Genomic DNA, 18,175 nt, shown 5'->3' with positions numbered 1-18,175 from the left:
CTATTTCCCTAATATAATTTCAATCAATGCGTTTGGCCGACAGCGGCTTCTTAGCGAGGGATCGGCCAAAAACTGTGCCGTTCCATCAGCAACCCGCCTCAGCTGCCAGTAAGTTAGCGGCAGTGGCGCTCGCCCATTCAAGGCTAGCCAAGCCCCCTCCGGTACCTGAACCCAGCCCAGCTCCGTTTCACCACTGCGGATCACGCCAGCAAGGCGCCACGTTAAAAGCGCATTCGCCTCTTTCTTCACCTGAGCCTGACAGCGCTGTGACTCTTCCACTTGGAAAGGATCCTGACGCTCGGATTGCCCCAAAAACGGCAGGCACAGCAGAAAAAGAGGCGCGATGCGGTACGTAAAACGCCCCATCGTCATTCAACTTCCTCCCCTAACCTGTATTGCTCCACCGTCAGCATCAGCGTCAGGCCGTCACTCTCTTCCATTGTCAGTTGGTCAATGGCTATCGCGCTGCCCTTCCCTAAGTGCTGAATAAAGTTAAACAGCTGAAAGTAATTCCCCCTCAGGCGGATCTGCCAGCGCTGTGACTGAAAGGGTGGTATCGCCTCATCGGCAAGATGCTTGATATCAATGACCCGGCACTCGCTGCGGTGAGCTGCCGCAATCAGGCTTTGGGCACCTGATGCCAGCGAATCGTATTCACGCAGGCGTAATATTCCACTGGCTATATTCGCCTCAATCAGGCTCAGAGCCGGTAGCTCTCCCAGACGCTGGAGCCGTGCGACATAGCGCGTTTTTGCCTCAGACAGTGACGCTTCCAAAAGCGCCTGTCGTTCCTGTAGGGGAAATAAAAAAGCATAAATACTAACGGCGGCTGTCAGTAATGCTACGGTCAAAGCCGCACTGTGCTGTACCCACTCTGGTGCCGTAATCAAATCGCGCCAGTCGATGTCGTTTCCCCACTTCATTACTGCCGCACCTCGCGCCTTTTACCCTCAAGGATGAAAGCAACCTGCCCGCCACCGGGAACCGAAGCGACTTCTCCCAGCCTAAATCGCCAACTCGGAAGCGACGCCTCAATACGGGACAAGAAGTCGACCACGTCCCCTTCTACCCATCCCTGCCCGTAAACAGTAAGCGCCTCGTTTTGGAAGCTCACTCTTCGTAGCCAAAGCGCCTCAGGCAGTGCGGTTTCAAGTGCAAAAAGCCAGTTTGATACGTCAGCCGCCGCTTGTTGATAGCGTTCAAGATGCGCCACCTTGGCATTCAGATCGTCCAGCGTTTTTTGCAGCGCGATGCCCTTTGCTATATAGGCCTGTATCACCGCGTCTGCGGCCTCAAGCGCCTGCAATACGCGCTCACTCTTGCGATAGTCGTTCTGCTCTAGGCCATACGCCAAGACAACGCCCGCAACGGAACAAAGCACATAGCCGATAGCGATCCCTAGAAGCCGCCTTATCGCCCGCTTTCTTTTTTGTGCTCGCCAGGGGAGAAAGTTCACCTGTAGCGTCATCGGTCGTCCTCACGCATCGCCAGCCCGCAGGCCAACACAAACCGATGAGGCTCCAGAGGCAGCGGCGGATGCGCCTGATGGACAGCCACCAAGGGCGACCACAGCGCGGCATCACTCAGTGGTGCTGATGCCTCAACCTCCCCGCTAAGAAGCATACCTCGTTCAGTGCACCCACTTAGCCGCCGATAGGCTTCCTGCGCCTGCCAAAGAGCGCTGGTTGGCGTATCTGGGTCGTCCTGCAGCTGCTGATAGCGGAACGCGTCACTGAGAGGGGATACCCACATCAGCCGCCCATTCCCACGGTGAAGCAGCAGCGAGTCCCGGTTCACACCGGCCAACATCGCCATAGAACGCAAAACGCAGGGAGCCGCTTCCACAGCATCCGGCACAATTCCAACCTGCGACAGAGCAGATAAAAAAGATGCCATTTCACTGCGCCGGGCGGCGCTGACAACAGCATGAGCGCTTGCTGCATTATCTTCTGAAGGGCGAGAGACAACCCGATAGTCCACTGCCAACTCCTTAGCCGAGAGAGGAAACAGCCGAGTGACGGCATCTTCAATCAGCCACTGCCGGGCAGCGGGGGTATCAACAGTCTCCGGCAGCGGCAAAGTTTGCTGCAAGACAGCGTCTGCGGGCAGCGCCACGCGAAAAGAGACCCGCTCGGGCAATTGACGACGCCACACTCTTAAAGCCTCAAGCACGGGGGGCGACAACAACATACCTGAAGCCACCGCAGACGTTTTACTTTCGGCAGGTGCGGAGCGCCACTGGTACCAGCCTCTCATTTGCCAGCCATAGCGCTGGTAGCACAGAGCCACGGCGTAAAACCCCATGGCGTGAATGTCGATACCTATTTGCCAAACGGCCATCACTCTTACACTCCCTTATTCAGCTGTATTCCGATTTCTTTGCGATCTCGACGCCGCGCCAAACGTAAACGACCGCTGCCGTTCGTTTACTGGGATGACCAACTAAAATGACCTCTTATCTCCGCTCTCGCCGTCTCTCGATCCAAAATGGTCGCAGGCAAGACAGACAAATAGCGTGGGAGTACAGCCTGATACTTCACCGTCACTTCATCTTAATAAAAGAACATATCCACAGCGTCTCATTGGCTTTATACTATCCGGCGATTGTTTATAAACCGCTCAACGCCATCGTTATGGGAATTATCAGGTGAAGTTCGTAAAGTATCTTTTCATCATTGCAATCTGTTGCTTTTTTTTGGGAATTGGCGCGATTTTTGGCCTCTATAAATACCTTGAGCCCGAGTTACCGGACGTCTCAACGTTAAAAGAGGTTCGCCTGCAGACGCCCATGCAGGTATTCAGCGCAGAGGGAGATTTGATTGCTCAATTCGGTGAAAAGCGCCGTATCCCGTTAACGCTTAAACAAATGCCACCGCAGCTCCTGCACGCGTTTCTGGCGACCGAAGACAGCCGCTTCTATGAGCACCACGGGCTGGATCCCATCGGTATCGCTCGCGCTGTCGTGGTAGCTCTCGGCGCAGGTTCTGCTCAGCAGGGCGCGAGTACCATTACTCAGCAGTTGGCAAGAAACTTCTTCCTCAGTCCGGAAAAAACCGTGATTCGAAAGGCGAAAGAGGCATTTCTGGCCATTCGTATCGAACGCTCTCTGACAAAAGACGAAATTCTTGAACTGTATCTGAATAAAATCTATTTGGGTTCACGGGCCTATGGCGTTGGCGCTGCGGCTCAGGTTTACTTTGGTAAAGACGTGAACCAGCTGACGCTCAGTGAAATGGCTATGCTGGCGGGTCTACCAAAGGCACCTTCCAGCTACAACCCTATCAACTACCCTGACAAAGCGTTGATGCGCCGCAACACAGTACTGTTCCGGATGCTGGAAGAGAAATACATTACTCAGCAGGAATACAGCGAAGCGAAAAATGCGCCGCTGGTCGCCAACTATCACGAGCCGGAAATCGCCTTCTCGGCGCCCTATCTGGCAGAGATGGTGCGCCAAGAGATGTTCGATAAGTACGGTGAAAACGCCTATACCGACGGTTACAAGGTGTACACGACGGTTACCCGCGTTTTACAGACGACCGCGACTGACGCCCTGCGCAACAACATCATCCAGTATGACATGCGCCACGGCTACCGCGGCCCGGCTGAGGTTCTCTGGAAGGCAAACGAAACGGCTTGGGAAAAAGATCGGATCGTTGCCGCACTGAAAAAGCTGCCCAACTACGGCCCGCTAACCGCTGCTGTCGTGACTCAAACGGAAGCCCAACAGGCTATCGTTATGCTCGCTAACGGAGAAACACAGGCAGTTCCTTTCTCCGGCATGCGTTGGGCGCGTCCGTTTATTAACGATCGCGCTATGGGAGCCAGCCCGCGTAAAGTGACTGACGCCGTTCAGGTCGGTCAGCAAATCTGGATCCGCAAGAGCAAAGACAACTGGGTGCTGGCACAGGTGCCAAGCGTCAACTCTGCACTGGTTTCATTAGATCCTCATAACGGTGCGGTAAAAGCAGTCGTCGGCGGCTTTGACTTTAACCAGAGCAAGTTCAACCGCGTTACCCAGTCCATTCGCCAGGTCGGCTCAAACATTAAGCCATTCGTCTACGCGGCAGCACTGGATCGCGGCATGACGCTGTCCACCATTTTAACCGACTTGCCGATCAGCATGCCGGTTGGCGGCGGCAAGATTTGGTCACCGAAAAACTCACCGCCGCGCTATGACGGCCCTCTTCGCTTACGCGTAGGGCTAGGCCTGTCCAAGAACGTAATGATTGTTCGCGTGATGCGCGCCATCGGCGTTGACTACACGGCGGACTATTTGCAGCGGTTTGGCTTCCCGGCGCAGAACATCTCTCGCACCGAGTCTCTGGCTCTGGGCGCAGCGTCTTTCACGCCACTGCAGCTGGCTCGCGGATATGCAGTCTTCGCCAACGGCGGATACCTGATTGATCCTTACTTTATTGCCAAGATTGAAACAGACGACGGCAAGCTGCTGTTTGAAGCGCATCCTAAAGTCGCCTGCGGTTTCGACTGCAATATCCCGGTGGTTTACGGAACAACAGAAAAATCTCAAGCGCTGGTTAGCAACACCATTGACTTAAGCAAACATAAAGAGGAAATGGCAGCCGCAGAGGAAGCTAACGCAAACGCTGAGGCAACCACTAACTCTGGAGAAGAGAGCGAGGAAGAAGTCGATCAGGTGACAGAAAATGCCCTTAACGACATATCTCCGGTTATTGACCTCAAGGCGCCTTCTTTTGGTCAGCCTCAGGCAACCGAAGCCGATCCTTATGCACCGCACGTTATTAGCTCAGATCTGGCCTTCCTGATGCAGGACGCGCTAAAAAGCAATATTGCCGGTGAAGCTGGCGGTGGCTGGAACGGCACCGGCTGGAGAGCGGCAAGAGATCTGAAGCGTCCTGACATTGGCGGTAAAACCGGTACAACCAACGGCTCGAAAGACGCCTGGTTCTCCGGCTTCGGCCCATCAACTGTCACCTCTGTCTGGATCGGCTTTGACGATCACCGCCGCAGCCTTGGCCGTGGCGAAGCCGGTGCGCAAAGCGCACAGCCAGCCTGGATTGACTTTATGAGAGCTGCCCTCGACGGATTACCGATAAAGAAAACGCCTGCGCCAAACGGTGTTATCAGCGTGACTATCGATATGTCCACGGGTCAGCTTCCCAGCAGCGGAAGGACGAAGTCTGAATACTTTATTAAAGGGACTGAACCAACTAGCCGCGCCTACTCCGAAATTGGCACAACGGTAACAGACAGCGGCGGTAATTCGCACGAGCTGTTCTAGTTGTCTACTCTCGCGCTGGGGCACATTTTGCTGCCCCAGCGCGCATTAAACATTTCTCCGTCTTTGCCTCACTTCCCTCTTCTCTCTTTATTTTTTCTTTGATGGCACTTGTTTGACGGTACTTATTTGATGGCACTCGCCTGAATTTAAATTCACAAATGATTTGTTATTCAATTTGTTGTGCTAAGAGAGTAGTATCGTCTTACCCCTCAATAACGCGGCCTTGCCTATATTGACTATGTTGACCAAATACTCAGCGCTCATTTTTGATATGGATGGAACCCTGTTCGATACTGAGCCTTTGCACCGTAAAGCGTGGTTAGAAACGTTCTCAGATGAAAGCATCAGCGTGACGGAAGAAGAGCTCATTCAATTTAACGGTTCCGCTCCGTGGGAAGTCGCCAGAAAGATCCTTGCTCTCAAGGAGGTTAACGCCGATCCGCTTTATCTGGCTGAGCGGAAAAGGGTGCGAGTCGACAGTCTGCTAAAAACCGAAGAGGTTAGACTTCTTCCCGCGATGGAGATTGCACAGCTGTGGTGTGGAAAGCTACCTTTTGCGCTCGGTACCGGTAGCGAACGTTCAACGGTGGAGGTGCTGCTAAATAGATTTAATCTGTCGGCGATGTTCCACACTGTCGTTTCTGCCGACAGGGTAAAACGACACAAGCCAGCGCCGGATACCTTTCTGCTCTGCGCGAAAGAGATGAACGTCCCTGCCGCGCGCTGCCTTGTCTTTGAGGATTCAACGTTCGGCATTGCTGCAGCAAACGCTGCCGAAATGGACGTTATTGACGTCAATACGCTAAGCCGCACCATCTGACGGCTTAAGCCTAACGTACCGACTGTTATGATATGGGGTAACTTTCCTGAGCCACAAACGCTGCGCAAAGCGCCCGTAGAGTGCGCCTCAGGAAAGATTTGAGGATTTACTTTTTCACCATCTCTATCGCCTGTCGGGTGATAGCCTCGCTATCGATGCCGTGATAGTCGCGTAAAAACGCCCTATCGGCCGCGGCCGCGTATTGACCGTCCAAAATACCCAGCCGTTTCAATGTGGTAGAAATTCCATTTTCCGCAATCACCTCAGCCACAAGGCTACCCAATCCGCCGTTGACGTTATGCTCTTCTACCGTAATAACCGCCTTACAGCCCGATAGAGCCTTTGCTAATGCCTTTGTATCGCAGGGGCGAATAGACGGCACGCTAACCACTCTGGCTTCGAGACCGGCATCAGCCAGCGCTGAGGCCGCATCCACAATTTCGTGAACCGTCGAGCCCATCGCCACCAAAACAATGTCGTTACCTTCGCGCAGCACGTTTATTGCACCGGGTTTAAACCGATAATTTTCGTCATACAGCTCAGGAAGCGCTTTACCATCCATCCGGATATAAACTGGCCCCTCATAGGCCAGCGCGTATTCAATAATTTGTTTGCACTCACGGGGAGAGGACGGCGCAAAGATCTGAATATTGCCAAATCCCCGCATCACCGAGATATCGTCAATAGAGTGGTGAGTGCTCGCCAGCGGCCCGTAGCTTGCACCAGAATTCAGGCCAAACAGCTTTACGTTAGTATTATTGTAGCAAACGTCCACCTTGATCTGTTCATTAGCGCGAGAAATCAGGAATGGCGCGGCGTTACAGGTCACGGCCACTTTCCCTCCCAGTGCCAGGCCGGCCGCTACCCCGACCATATTTTGCTCAGCAATGCCGACGTTCACCAGTCTGTCGGGGAACTTCTTCATAAATGGCGCAATTTTGGCGGTTGACGTTGAATCAGCAACGACGGGAACCACATCAACACCGCTATCCACGGCGTCAATAAACGCCTGTACCATTACGTTTGCCAGATGCTCTGCATTACTCATCTTTCAGTTCCTCCATCGCCAGTTCAATCTCTTCGCCTTTCGGCACTCGGTGATGCCATTCGGGTTTTCCCTGTATAAAAGACACGCCTGCCCCTTTGGTGGTATGGGCAATGATGACGTTTGGTCGGCCTTCCTGCTTTAGCCCTTCCAACGCAGCAACGACGGACGCCATGCTGTTGCCTTCACACTCCGTAACCTGCATACCAAAAGCCCGCCATTTATCGGCCAGAGGATCGGTATTCATGATATCTTTCGTCAGCCCGGCGAGCTGTAACCCGTTCTTGTCGTTGATAATAATAAGATTATCCAGACCGAAATGAGCGGCAGCCAGCGCGGCCTCCCAGTTGCTCCCCTCGGCCAGTTCACCGTCTCCGGTGATAAGAAATATGCGGCGCTTGCTGTGGTTTTTCTTCGCCGCCAGCGCCAGACCGACCGCCACGGGAAGGCCATGCCCCAAAGCGCCGGTATTTAGCTCAACGCCCGGGGTCTTTTGCCGAACGGGGTGACCGGGAAGGTGGGAGTTCGCATGCTGATAGGTTGGCAGCCAGTCAAGAGGGATAAAGCCAGCTTCCGCCAGTACGCAGTAATAGCAGCCAACAGCGTGCCCTTTAGACTGGATATAGATATCTCGTTCACCGTCGTCAATACCGTCCGGCGACACGTTTAATATTCTGAAATACAGTGCGGTAATCAGCTCAACCTGAGAGAGGTCGGCACCGGTATGCCCACCAGCCGGACTCCCGGCGTTAAGCTTGATGATATGGCGCCGCACGGCGCGTGCCTTTTGTTCCAACTTGCCAATGTCATAACTGTAGGGATTCATTTAACACCTCTTAATTCCATCTCATGATTGAATTTTATTTCATGATTGAATTTTTATTCCATAGGGTAAAAAAAAGAGCAAAATGCCAGCGCACTACCTACCAATACTCGGTACCATATCCGTTCGTCGATTCTATTCTCGACATCCTTCTACCTACATGGCCTTTTGTCCATTTGAAGGAATGCTTTAGAATATATATTCATATTTGAACTTTTATTCAATTATGGACTGCTATGACATTTTTTGTCCAGTGCTGATTTTAAGGATTCACGAAAGTTTTAGTCTCATCACACTTAAACTCGCGACTTTTTCGCGTATCATTAACCCTATGCAATCGACTCTTTGGGAATGTTTATGGCTAAGCAGGATGAACAACGACTACTGGTTAAAATCGCCAATCTCTACTACTTAGAAGGGCGTAAACAGTCGGATATCGCCCAGCTGCTCTCTCTTTCGCAGTCTTTTGTCTCTCGGGCTATTTCCCGATGCCAAAAAGAGGGCGTGGTAAAAATCAGCGTTATCCAACCGTCTAACATCTTCCTGAATCTCGAAAAGGGTCTAGAAGAGCGCTACGGATTAAAACAGGCAATCGTGGTCGATACCGAAGAGGATGCCTCTGAGCACACTATCAAGAGAGCCATTGGTTCAGCGGCTGCCCACTATCTGGAAACTCGCCTGAGGCCAAAAGATTTGGTCGGCGTTTCATCCTGGAGCACAACCATCCGTGCGATGGTTGATGAAGTTCACACTCAAAATTTGAAGGCCAGCGGGGTGATCCAACTGCTGGGGGGCGTTGGCCCTAACGGCAACGTTCAGGCCACAATTTTGACCCAAACCTTGGCACAGCGGCTGAACTGCGAGTCGTGGCTGCTCCCCTCACAAAGCATTGAAGGCTCCACAGAAGAAAAAAACCGCCTAATTGCCAGCAAAGACGTCTCGGACGTCATATCACGCTTTGACGATGTGGATATTGCCATCGTTGGAATTGGCATTCTGGAACCCTCTCAGCTGCTCAAAACGTCCGGCAACTACTATCACGAAGACATGCTCAACGTTCTGGCTTCGCGCGGTGCCGTCGGCGATATCTGCCTGCATTACTACGACAAAGAAGGTCGGGCAGTGCTGCAAGAGGATGAAGATCCCGTTATCGGCATGGATCTCGATAAAATCAGAAAGTGTCCGAACGTTGTGGCGCTAGCCGGCGGTATCGAAAAGATCGCCGCCATAAAAGGCGCGTTAACCGGAAAATACATCGATATTCTCATCACCGACTACCCGACTGCTAGAATGTTGGTCAAAGAGTAACCTCCTTTCGAATGTATCACTTCGTCATCTATGCGTGTGCCGCATAGATGACGAAAGAAATAATTTCTTATTTTTCATTATATTATTTATATATCATCGATTCTCCTCAACCCTATCTTCAGCTCCTCCCCTTTTTGATAAATGTGATAGTTAGCACAAATGACGATTTTGACAGTGGCTCATCGTCAATAATCTGGTTATGGTATTAAATATATAATCAACATCGAATATATATTCACTGATAAAAAACCATTCCGCTCCACACAACGGTTATGTGTCATTCTGGAGGCCAACTATGTCGGCAACAAAAGAGATCGTTATTGCTCTGGACGAAGGTACAACCAACGCAAAAGCCGTCGCTCTGGACGGAAAAGGACGCGTAATAGCGAAATTCTCTCACCCGTTGTCGATTCAAACTCCTCGTGCAGGCTGGGTAGAACAGTCTGGTGAAGCGCTGATCGACGCCTCCATTGATATGATTGCAAAAGCCATCGCCCACGTCGGTGCAGAAAACGTCGCGGCGCTGGCTATCAGTAACCAGCGGGAAACCGCCGTAGGCTGGTATCGCAATAGCGGCACCCCCCTAAATTCAGCGATTACCTGGCAGTGCTCACGCACAGCGGACGTTTGCGAAAGAATACGCCGCAGCGATCTGGAAAAAACCATCAAAACTGCCACTGGGCTTCCCGTCGCACCGCTGTTTTCCGGTTCAAAAATGCGCTGGCTGTTGGAGTCAGTTCCAAACGGGCCCGCGCTCGCCGAACAGGGAGAGATCTGCCTAGGCACCGTCGACAGCTGGCTGCTGTGGAACTTCACTCAGGGAGAGTCATTCTTCTGTGACTACTCTAACGCGGCGCGCACTCAGCTGTTCAACTTAAACGACGGTGACTGGGATGACACCATGCTGAATATTTTCCAGATCCCTCGCATGGCACTGCCTGACGTCAAGCCCTCTAGCGGGCTATTCGGCTACACCAAGGGGCTAAAAGGCATTCCTGACGGACTCCCCATCATGTCAATGATCGGCGACTCCCATGCCGCGCTGTTTGGCCACGCTCTTGGCGAAGCAGGCTGTGTGAAAGCCACTTACGGGACAGGATCTTCGGTCATGGCTCCGGTCAAATCCGCACAGTGCGATATTCCATCCCTCGCTACCACTATCGCCTGGCATGACGGCGAGCAGACCGTTTACGCGCTGGAGGGAAATATTCCCCACACTGGCGACGCCGTCGCCTGGATGGCTGACTGCACAGGGCTTAGCGGGCTTCCTTCAAAAGAGCTGGAACAAGAGCTTAACGCCCTTCCCGCCTCCGTAGAGTCGACGCTGGGAGTCTACTTTGTTCCCGCACTAACCGGATTAGGGGCTCCCTGGTGGGATGAAAATGCCCGTGGCGTCATCTGTGGCTTAAGCCGAGGCGTAGAGCGCGCCCACCTGATCCGTGCCGCGCTGGAGTCCATCACCTATCAAATTGCCGACGTCATTGAGGCCATGCGCGAACATGACGATTTCACGCTAACGGCCCTGATGGTAGACGGTGGGCCAACCAAAAACGACTGGCTTATGCAGTATCAGGCTGACCTGCTCGGATGCCCGGTTATGCGCAGCGATATTCCAGAACTCTCCGCCATCGGCGCAGGGCTATTGGCAAGAAAAGCCATTGGGCACATGTCCCTTGATGACATGAAAGCCTACCTCGCCGACCACGGTGAGTTTCACCCCGATATGGAGCGGCACCAGCGTCTGCAAACGCGCTGGCATGAATGGCGAAACGCCGTTGAAAGAACGCTCTGGCGCCAGTAAACGCCGATAAAGAATCTATGTCTTGACGTTCACCCTATGTCACTGCGGCCCGGTTATACCGCATAAAAATGTAATAAGGAGACTTCGGAAACAAAAAAAGACATTCACTGTTACCCCATCGCCCCACACTTCCGCCGCTTCCCGCGGGAATGAGGAAAAGCGATATGGCAAGACTGTCGGCGGCACTGCGTCAGCCTGACAGTAGGTTACACCCTACGTTGTTTCACTGTATCCGACCATAACAATAGAGAGAACCTCGACATGAAATTACGTTTACACCTGTTAGCCGCTGCAACGCTCAGTGTCCTGTCTCTGGCAGGCCATGCGGCAGAAAAAGGCACCATTATGATTATGGTGAACTCCCTCGATAACCCCTACTACGCCTCTGAAGCAAAAGGCGCTAGCCAAAAGGCCCAAGAACTGGGCTATCAGACCTCGGTGCTGTCTCACGGGGAAGATGTCAAAAAGCAGAATGAGCTAATCGACGCCGCCATTGGGAAAAAAGTCCAAGGGATCATTTTGGATAACGCGGACTCCACCGCCAGCGTCGCGGCGATAAAAAAGGCCTCAGACGCGGGTATCCCAGTCGTTCTGATTAACCGCGAAATCCCAGTCGATGACGTGGCTCTGGTACAGATAACCCACAATAACTTCCAGGCGGGCTCAGAAGTTGCCAACGTGTTTGTCGAAAAAATGGCCGAGAAGGGTAAATACGCAGAGCTGACCTGTAACCTCGCCGATAACAACTGCGTGACGCGTTCCAAGTCTTTCCATCAGGTCATTGACCAGTATCCAGACATGGTCAGTATCGCCAAACAGGATGCCAAAGGCACTCTGATCGATGGCAAACGCATTATGGACAGCATCTTACAGGCTCACCCTGACGTGAAAGGCGTTATCTGCGGCAATGGCCCAGTCGCACTGGGCGCTATCGCCGCTCTGAAGGCCGCTGGGCGCAATGACGTTGTGGTTGTCGGTATCGACGGCAGCAACGACGAGCGGGATGCGGTTAAGGCCGGTTCCCTGCAGGCAACGGTAATGCTACAGGCTCAGGCCATCGCGGCTCAGGGCGTTAGCGACCTCGATAACTTCCTGCAAAAAGGTCAAAAACCGCCAAAGCAGCGTGTCATGTTCCGCGGCATTCTGATTAATCAGGACAACGCCAGCAAAGTACAAGATTTCAATATTCAGCCTTAATACCGAGCTGCCGCGCCCCTTCGGGGGCGCAAAGGAGAGTGTTATGTCCCAAAAGATATGGCTGACGTTAATCATTTTGGGATTAGGAGGATGCCGCATCGTCTCGGAACAAGAGCTTGCGGACTTAAAGTCACCGCCTAATCCACACATGACAAATATTGAACAAGTCTGGCAGCAGAAGCTGGTTCCACAGGTTATACGCGACGCCCATCCTGCCGCTGAACTATTAGCCAAACTGCGCGCCGCGCCTGACTTCGATACCGCCTGCCAAACCTTTGGATATCGTTCACAGGACGAAAATCCCTGCGTATTTTTTGTAGAAATATCAGGCAGCGTTGAAAAAATCGACACCACGTCCCGCAACGGGAAAATGACTATTTTGGATAAAAGCGGCTCAAACGTCGTTATCCAGATTGGGCCAACGATTCGCGGTACCCAGCTGAGGGATGGCTTTAAAGGCGCCAGCTATCAGGATTTTAACGATCAGGTGCTGTTTGGCGACTATGGCCGCGCAATCAACGATCTTGCCGTTGAAACGGTACAAAAGGCTGCACTGCAAAACGGTGAGATTCGGCAAGTCTACGGCGTCTTCTCCACGTGGGATATCCCCGAAACGATACCTGAAATCACCCCAGTACAGCTAACGCGGCTGGAGGAACAGCAATGATGGCGCAGCAAGAACGCCCGCAGGCCTCTGGAACAGAGTCGGACGTTATTATTGAAACGCGTGACGTCTCGCGTGTCTACCCCGGCGTTATCGCCTTGGATCAGGTGAATTACCGCGTCTACCGCAATAAGGTCAACGTTCTTATCGGCGAAAACGGTGCGGGTAAGTCCACCATGATGAAAATGCTGGCTGGTGTAGAGTCACCGTCGTCCGGACAAATCTTGCTGGATGGCAAGCCCGTTACCCTTGGCTCAACGCATCAGGCGGAAAAGCACGGTATAAGCATCATCTTCCAAGAACTAAACCTGTTTCCCAACATGAACGTGATGGACAACATTTTTATTGCCAACGAGTTTTTCCAGCGGGGCAGAATTGACGAGGCGTACCAGTACGAGCTGGCGAAATCGCTGCTTGAGCGGCTGGATCTGGACGTAGACCCCATGACTCCGCTAGGAGAGCTGGGGATTGGTCACCAGCAGCTGGTCGAGATCGCCCGCGCGCTGTCAAAAGACAGTCGAGTGCTGATCATGGATGAACCCACTTCCGCTCTGAGTCAGTCAGAGGTCAAGGTTCTGTTCAACGTCATCGCCCAGCTAAAGCGCCGCGGCGTCACCATTATCTATATTTCCCATCGGCTGGAAGAGCTGATGGAGATAGGGGATCACATCACTATCTTTCGCGACGGGCGCTTTATCTGCGAGCGAGAAGTCAGCGATGCCAGCATCCCCTGGATCATCGAGCAGATGGTCGGCGACAAAAAGAAACATTTTGAGTACCAGCCCGCCCCGCAGGGAAAAAGCGTGCTGCAGGTCGATGGCCTGACGGCACTGCATCAAAGCGGCGGCTATAAGCTCAACAACGTCTCATTCAGCCTTAAAAAAGGTGAAGTGATCGGCATTTATGGCCTTTTAGGCGCCGGGCGCACCGAACTGTTCAAGGGACTGATCGGCCTGATGCCCTGCCAAACGGGCAGCGTCAGACTAAATGATGAACCACTCGAAAAGGCAGACTTTCAAACTCGGCTGAAAAAAGGCCTCGCTCTGGTTCCTGAAGACCGGCAGGGAGAAGGCGTGATTCAGATGATGTCGATCAAATCGAATATGACGCTCTCAAATATCAGCCTACAGGGCTTTCGGCGCGCCTGGAAATGGCTCAACCCGAGTAAAGAAAGTACCAGCGTGAATGACATGATCAAACAGCTGGCCATTAAAGTCAGCGACAGCGAGCTGCCTATTACTTCTCTTAGCGGGGGTAACCAGCAAAAGGTCGTGCTGGGTAAGGCGTTGATGACCCAGCCACAGGTCGTTTTGCTGGACGAGCCAACGCGAGGCATTGATGTCGGTGCAAAAACAGACGTCTACCACCTGATCGGGCGCATGGCTCATCAGGGGCTTGCGGTGATGTTTTCCTCATCAGAGCTAGATGAGGTCATGGCGCTGGCCGATCGCATTCTGGTCATGGCCGATGGGCGTATTGCCGCCGACCTTCCTCGAAGCGAGGCGACCCGTGAAATGTTAATTACTGCTTCCACTCCACAAGATTAATCAGGCTGGATCTCATTATGAACCAACACTATATGATCTATATGTACCTACTGAAGGCCAGAACGTTTATCGCCCTTCTGTTCGTCATCGCTTTCTTTAGCCTGATGGTCCCGAATTTTCTGACCCTATCAAACCTGCTCATCATGACTCAGCACGTTGCCATTACTGGGCTGTTGGCCATTGGCATGACGCTGGTGATACTGACGGGCGGCATCGACCTCTCTGTCGGCGCGGTTGCCGGGATTTGCGGCATGATCGCGGGGGCGCTGCTGACAAACGGTATCCCCCTGTGGAACGGCAGCATTATCTTTTTCAACGTGCCTGAAGTGCTGCTGTTCGTTGCTATCTGCGGCATTCTAATAGGTTTTGTTAACGGCACTATCATTACGCGCTTTGGCGTAGCCCCCTTTATTTGCACGCTGGGCATCATGTATGTCGCCAGAGGTTCTTCTCTGCTGTTCAACAACGGCAGTACCTATGCCAACCTCAACGGTCTGGAGGCACTGGGTAATACTGGTTTCGCCACGCTTGGCTCAGGTACCCTACTCGGCGTCTATATACCCATTTGGCTTATGCTGGCGTTTCTGCTCATCGGCTTCTGGTTAACCACAAAAACTCCGCTGGGTCGCTATATCTACGCTATCGGCGGCAATGAATCCGCCGCACGACTGGCTGGCGTCCCTATTATCAAAGTGAAGATTTTTGTCTATGCCTTCTCAGGCCTCTGCTCGGCGATGGTCGGCCTGATCGTAGCCTCACAGCTTCAAACCGCCCACCCCATGACCGGCAATATGTTCGAAATGGACGCCATCGGCGCCACGGTGCTTGGCGGAACGGCGCTGGCCGGCGGTCGCGGGCGGGTTGCAGGCTCAATCATCGGCGCTTTCGTCATCGTCTTTCTGGCGGACGGTATGGTCATGATGGGCGTCAGCGACTTCTGGCAAATGGTCATTAAAGGTCTGGTCATTATCTCTGCCGTCATCGTGGATCAGTTCCAGCAGCGCTTACAGAGCCGGGTAATTCTGATGCGCCGCCATGAAGAGAAGCTGGCCGCATCGCCAGTAGCACAGTCATCGTAATACTTCGTTTTGCCTGAAAAGGCAGCCAAAGGAGAAAAAAATGCAGCGAGATTTTCATCAAAAAACGGTTGTCATCACGGGAGCCTGTCGAGGCATTGGCGCAGGCATTGCTGAACGCTTTGCCCGCGACGGTGCAAATTTAGTGATGACGTCAAACTCAGAGCGCGTCCACGAAACGGCACAGGCGCTGCGTCAGCGCTATGGTACAGACATCCTGTCACTGGTGACTGACGTCACCGACGAACAGCAGGTACAAAGTCTGTATGAACAGGCAGCGGCTCGATTCGGAACCATTGACGTGTCAGTACAAAACGCCGGCGTCATCACCATTGACTATTTTGACCGTATGCCCAAGGCGGACTTTGAAAAAGTTCTGGCGGTCAACACCACCGGCGTATGGCTGTGCTGCCGTGAAGCCGCTAAGTATATGGTCAAACAAAATCACGGCTGTCTTATCAACACCTCTTCTGGGCAAGGTCGTCAGGGCTTTATTTATACCCCTCACTACGCTGCCAGCAAAATGGGCGTTATTGGCATTACCCAAAGTCTGGCTCACGAGCTCGCACCGTGGAACATCACCGTTAACGCCTTCTGTCCAGGCATTATTGAAAGTGAAATGTGGGACTATAACGATCGCGTTTGGGGTGAAATCCTCAGCACGGACAGCAAGCGCTACGGCAAAGGCGAGCTGATGGCCGAGTGGGTTGAAGGCATTCCATTAAAGCGTGCCGGGCAGCCTGAAGACGTCGCAGGGCTGGTCGCTTTCCTTGCATCAAACGATGCTCGCTACATTACAGGACAAACGATCAACGTCGATGGCGGATTAATCATGTCATAGCGCTCTCATCTGCCAGAGCGTCACAGTCTTGATTCAGCTATAGCGCAGCATTAAAGCATTAAGGGAAGCCATAACATGATCGCAAAAAATTTTTCTCAAACGTTATTTAGCCTGAAAGATCGCGTTGCGTTTGTCACGGGAGCAGGCAGCGGCATCGGCCAAACGATCGCCTACGGCCTAGCCAGTGCGGGGGCAAGCGTCGTGTGTTTTGACCTACAGGAAGAGGGTCTGCACGAAACCGTTAAGAATATACAGAGTATCGGCGGGCAGGCCGTTCTATTTAGCGGTGACGTCCGCCGGTTTAGCGATCTCCAGAACGGCGTTGCGCTGGCAAAAAGCCAGTTCGGTCGTCTTGACGTCGCCGTTAACGCCGCAGGCATCGCCAACGCCAATCCGGCATTAGAGATGGAGGCCGAACAGTGGCAGCGCGTTATCGACATCAACCTGACAGGGGTATGGAATTCCTGTAAGGCCGAGGCGGCTCTGATGGCGGAATGCGGTGGAGGCTCGATTATCAATATCGCCTCAATGTCTGGCGTGATTATCAATCGCGGATTGGAGCAGGCGCACTACAACTGTTCCAAAGCTGGCGTCATTCATTTAACCAAAAGCCTGGCGATGGAGTGGGTGGAGAAAAACATTCGCGTAAACGCCATCAGCCCCGGATACACCGCCACGCCGATGAACACCCGACCGGAAATGGTTCATCAAACCAAAGAGTTTGAAGAGCAGACGCCAATGCAGCGCATGGCTAGGGTAGAAGAGATGGCAGGCCCGGCGATCTTTCTGGCAAGCGATGCCGCATCGTTTTGCACCGGCGTTGATCTGATTGTCGATGGAGGTTTTGTCTGCTGGTAAGGTGCACCTACCGTTAACACGCAAAGGCCGCCGAAACTGGCGGCCTTTTCTCTTGGCGCTTACAGTTGCCCGTCGCGCTGCTGAAGATACTCTCTGGCAAGAAACATGGCGCTAACGTTACGGGACTCATTGAAGTCTTTTGCCTGTAGCAGAGACATCATGTCAGCCTTCGGCCAGGGAACCAGTGTCAGCGGCTCGGGCTCATCCCCTTCCAGCTTTTGAGGGTATAAATCCTCTGCCAACACAATACACATAGTGCTGGCAAAGTAAGTTGGCGCCATTGTCAGCTCAGCCAGAACGGTTAATTTTTTTGCGCCAAAGCCCACTTCTTCCATCAGCTCGCGGTTGGCGGCGGCAATAACGTCCTCTTCCGGCTCTACCAGCCCTTTAGGGAAGCCCAGCTCGTAGTCTTCAATCGCTACAGCGTATTCGCGGATCAGTAAAATATCGCTGCCGCTAACAGGCACAATCATAACGGCCTTGTGCCCTTTGGGGAGCAGACGTTCATATACTCTGTTTTCACCATTGCTGAAGGCCAGCTCGACAGACTGCACGTGAAACAGCCGCGACTTGGCAACGGTTTCAACGTTTAATATTTTGGGTTTCTGCTGAGCCTTGTCCATTCTGTCGACCTCAAAGCGTATGAGCGCTGTAATCAATATGTTGCCATTTTATTATATTTTTCACGAATAATCTTCACTCTCTCTTGTACTAACGCGATAAAGCCGCTTCAGAAAACGTTACGATCTTTGTATTCTGAGCTATAGAGATTTACTATAGACTGACTCTTTGGCAGGGATAGGAATCTCCTTGTTTCTCTCTATACACAGCATCACGCACAACGCCTTGACGAGCGCCCATTGGATGGCGCGGCAGAAACGGTATTCAGTACAAAACGATACAATGCGCGATCGAAACAGTAAGATGACGAA

Annotated in this window: 17 protein-coding genes; 10 read left to right on the top strand and 7 right to left on the bottom strand. The window is 52.7% G+C overall.

What is annotated here, in order from left to right; translation table 11 throughout:
* Genes DQM29_RS01310 through DQM29_RS01295 form a run of 4 tightly spaced genes read right to left on the bottom strand, consistent with a single transcriptional unit; the run spans position 1 to position 2,340 of the window.
* Positions 1–372, bottom strand: a complete 372-nt coding sequence (locus DQM29_RS01310) for a hypothetical protein (RefSeq protein ID WP_111738958.1) — start codon at positions 370–372, stop codon at positions 1–3.
* Complete coding sequence (locus tag DQM29_RS01305) at positions 369–923, bottom strand: hypothetical protein (RefSeq protein ID WP_111738957.1); 555 nt, start codon at positions 921–923, stop codon at positions 369–371. The genes DQM29_RS01310 and DQM29_RS01305 overlap by 4 nt, the downstream gene beginning before the upstream one ends.
* Positions 923–1,468 carry a PilN domain-containing protein gene (locus DQM29_RS01300; RefSeq protein WP_111738956.1) on the bottom strand — a complete coding sequence of 182 codons (546 nt, stop codon included), beginning with the start codon at positions 1,466–1,468 and terminating at the stop codon, positions 923–925. The genes DQM29_RS01305 and DQM29_RS01300 overlap by 1 nt, the downstream gene beginning before the upstream one ends.
* A complete protein-coding gene (locus tag DQM29_RS01295; RefSeq protein WP_111738955.1) occupies positions 1,465–2,340 on the bottom strand; it encodes a type IV pilus biogenesis protein PilM in 876 nt (291 codons plus the stop codon). Before DQM29_RS01295 ends, DQM29_RS01300 begins: the two co-directional genes overlap by 4 nt.
* A gap of 307 nt (positions 2,341–2,647) precedes the next feature.
* On the opposite strand from DQM29_RS01295, the gene mrcA reads away from it, so the two are divergent.
* Together mrcA and DQM29_RS01285 are read left to right on the top strand one after the other, a co-directional pair.
* Positions 2,648–5,263, top strand: coding sequence for a peptidoglycan glycosyltransferase/peptidoglycan DD-transpeptidase MrcA (gene mrcA, locus DQM29_RS01290; protein WP_111738954.1), 2,616 nt, complete (start codon positions 2,648–2,650; stop codon positions 5,261–5,263).
* Between the two features lie 271 nt (positions 5,264–5,534).
* On the top strand, positions 5,535–6,083 hold the full coding sequence (locus tag DQM29_RS01285; RefSeq protein ID WP_232054844.1) for an HAD-IA family hydrolase: 549 nt from the start codon (positions 5,535–5,537) through the stop codon (positions 6,081–6,083).
* A gap of 106 nt (positions 6,084–6,189) precedes the next feature.
* On the opposite strand, the gene DQM29_RS01280 is transcribed toward DQM29_RS01285, so the two are convergent.
* Both DQM29_RS01280 and DQM29_RS01275 read right to left on the bottom strand, forming a co-directional pair.
* Entirely contained in the window at positions 6,190–7,131 is a 942-nt protein-coding gene (locus DQM29_RS01280; protein WP_111738952.1) for a transketolase family protein, read from the bottom strand.
* Positions 7,124–7,954 (bottom strand): transketolase, encoded by an 831-nt coding sequence (locus tag DQM29_RS01275; protein WP_111738951.1) that lies wholly within the window; start codon positions 7,952–7,954, stop codon positions 7,124–7,126. Before DQM29_RS01275 ends, DQM29_RS01280 begins: the two co-directional genes overlap by 8 nt.
* Before the next feature lie 354 nt (positions 7,955–8,308).
* Here DQM29_RS01275 and DQM29_RS01270 point away from each other — a divergent pair, with 354 nt between their 5' ends.
* From DQM29_RS01270 to DQM29_RS01235, 8 genes are all read left to right on the top strand, one after another.
* Positions 8,309–9,259, top strand: a complete 951-nt coding sequence (locus tag DQM29_RS01270; protein WP_111738950.1) for a sugar-binding transcriptional regulator — start codon at positions 8,309–8,311, stop codon at positions 9,257–9,259.
* 295 nt (positions 9,260–9,554) lie between these two features.
* Complete coding sequence (locus tag DQM29_RS01265) at positions 9,555–11,060, top strand: FGGY family carbohydrate kinase (RefSeq protein WP_111738949.1); 1,506 nt, start codon at positions 9,555–9,557, stop codon at positions 11,058–11,060.
* A 261-nt stretch (positions 11,061–11,321) separates the two neighbouring features.
* Complete coding sequence (locus DQM29_RS01260; protein WP_111738948.1) at positions 11,322–12,257, top strand: D-ribose ABC transporter substrate-binding protein; 936 nt, start codon at positions 11,322–11,324, stop codon at positions 12,255–12,257.
* Positions 12,258–12,300: 43 nt separating this feature from the next.
* On the top strand, positions 12,301–12,924 hold the full coding sequence (locus tag DQM29_RS01255) for a DUF2291 family protein (RefSeq protein ID WP_111738947.1): 624 nt from the start codon (positions 12,301–12,303) through the stop codon (positions 12,922–12,924).
* Positions 12,924–14,468: a sugar ABC transporter ATP-binding protein gene (locus tag DQM29_RS01250; RefSeq protein WP_111741957.1), complete on the top strand. Its 1,545-nt coding sequence runs from the start codon at positions 12,924–12,926 to the stop codon at positions 14,466–14,468. The genes DQM29_RS01255 and DQM29_RS01250 overlap by 1 nt, the downstream gene beginning before the upstream one ends.
* A 17-nt stretch (positions 14,469–14,485) precedes the next feature.
* Entirely contained in the window at positions 14,486–15,547 is a 1,062-nt protein-coding gene (locus DQM29_RS01245) for an ABC transporter permease (RefSeq protein WP_111738946.1), read from the top strand.
* A gap of 40 nt (positions 15,548–15,587) precedes the next feature.
* Entirely contained in the window at positions 15,588–16,385 is a 798-nt protein-coding gene (locus DQM29_RS01240) for an SDR family oxidoreductase (protein WP_111738945.1), read from the top strand.
* A gap of 75 nt (positions 16,386–16,460) precedes the next feature.
* Positions 16,461–17,243, top strand: coding sequence for an SDR family oxidoreductase (locus tag DQM29_RS01235; protein ID WP_111738944.1), 783 nt, complete (start codon positions 16,461–16,463; stop codon positions 17,241–17,243).
* A gap of 59 nt (positions 17,244–17,302) precedes the next feature.
* Here DQM29_RS01235 and nudE read toward each other — a convergent pair whose 3' ends face one another.
* On the bottom strand, positions 17,303–17,866 hold the full coding sequence (nudE, locus tag DQM29_RS01230; RefSeq protein WP_111741956.1) for an ADP compounds hydrolase NudE: 564 nt from the start codon (positions 17,864–17,866) through the stop codon (positions 17,303–17,305).
* Positions 17,867–18,175: the final 309 nt, after the last annotated feature.

The organism is Leminorella richardii, from assembly GCF_900478135.1.
Taxonomy (GTDB): Bacteria; Pseudomonadota; Gammaproteobacteria; order Enterobacterales; family Enterobacteriaceae; genus Leminorella; species Leminorella richardii.
This window is presented reverse-complemented; position numbering and strand designations above follow the sequence as displayed.

Bases quoted from the DNA above. Each gene is read 5' to 3' on its own strand.
- DQM29_RS01245 (WP_111738946.1), top strand. From the start codon at position 14,486: ATGAACCAACACTATATGATCTATATGTACCTACTGAAGGCCAGAACG.
- DQM29_RS01310 (WP_111738958.1), bottom strand. From the start codon at position 372: ATGACGATGGGGCGTTTTACGTACCGCATCGCGCCTCTTTTTCTGCTG.
- DQM29_RS01300 (WP_111738956.1), bottom strand. From the start codon at position 1,468: ATGACGCTACAGGTGAACTTTCTCCCCTGGCGAGCACAAAAAAGAAAG.
- DQM29_RS01240 (WP_111738945.1), top strand. From the start codon at position 15,588: ATGCAGCGAGATTTTCATCAAAAAACGGTTGTCATCACGGGAGCCTGT.
- DQM29_RS01250 (WP_111741957.1), top strand. From the start codon at position 12,924: ATGGCGCAGCAAGAACGCCCGCAGGCCTCTGGAACAGAGTCGGACGTT.
- DQM29_RS01285 (WP_232054844.1), top strand. From the start codon at position 5,535: ATGGATGGAACCCTGTTCGATACTGAGCCTTTGCACCGTAAAGCGTGG.
- DQM29_RS01265 (WP_111738949.1), top strand. From the start codon at position 9,555: ATGTCGGCAACAAAAGAGATCGTTATTGCTCTGGACGAAGGTACAACC.
- DQM29_RS01280 (WP_111738952.1), bottom strand. From the start codon at position 7,131: ATGAGTAATGCAGAGCATCTGGCAAACGTAATGGTACAGGCGTTTATT.
- DQM29_RS01235 (WP_111738944.1), top strand. From the start codon at position 16,461: ATGATCGCAAAAAATTTTTCTCAAACGTTATTTAGCCTGAAAGATCGC.
- DQM29_RS01255 (WP_111738947.1), top strand. From the start codon at position 12,301: ATGTCCCAAAAGATATGGCTGACGTTAATCATTTTGGGATTAGGAGGA.
- nudE (WP_111741956.1), bottom strand. From the start codon at position 17,866: ATGGACAAGGCTCAGCAGAAACCCAAAATATTAAACGTTGAAACCGTT.
- DQM29_RS01305 (WP_111738957.1), bottom strand. From the start codon at position 923: ATGAAGTGGGGAAACGACATCGACTGGCGCGATTTGATTACGGCACCA.
- DQM29_RS01270 (WP_111738950.1), top strand. From the start codon at position 8,309: ATGGCTAAGCAGGATGAACAACGACTACTGGTTAAAATCGCCAATCTC.
- DQM29_RS01295 (WP_111738955.1), bottom strand. From the start codon at position 2,340: ATGGCCGTTTGGCAAATAGGTATCGACATTCACGCCATGGGGTTTTAC.
- DQM29_RS01275 (WP_111738951.1), bottom strand. From the start codon at position 7,954: ATGAATCCCTACAGTTATGACATTGGCAAGTTGGAACAAAAGGCACGC.
- DQM29_RS01260 (WP_111738948.1), top strand. From the start codon at position 11,322: ATGAAATTACGTTTACACCTGTTAGCCGCTGCAACGCTCAGTGTCCTG.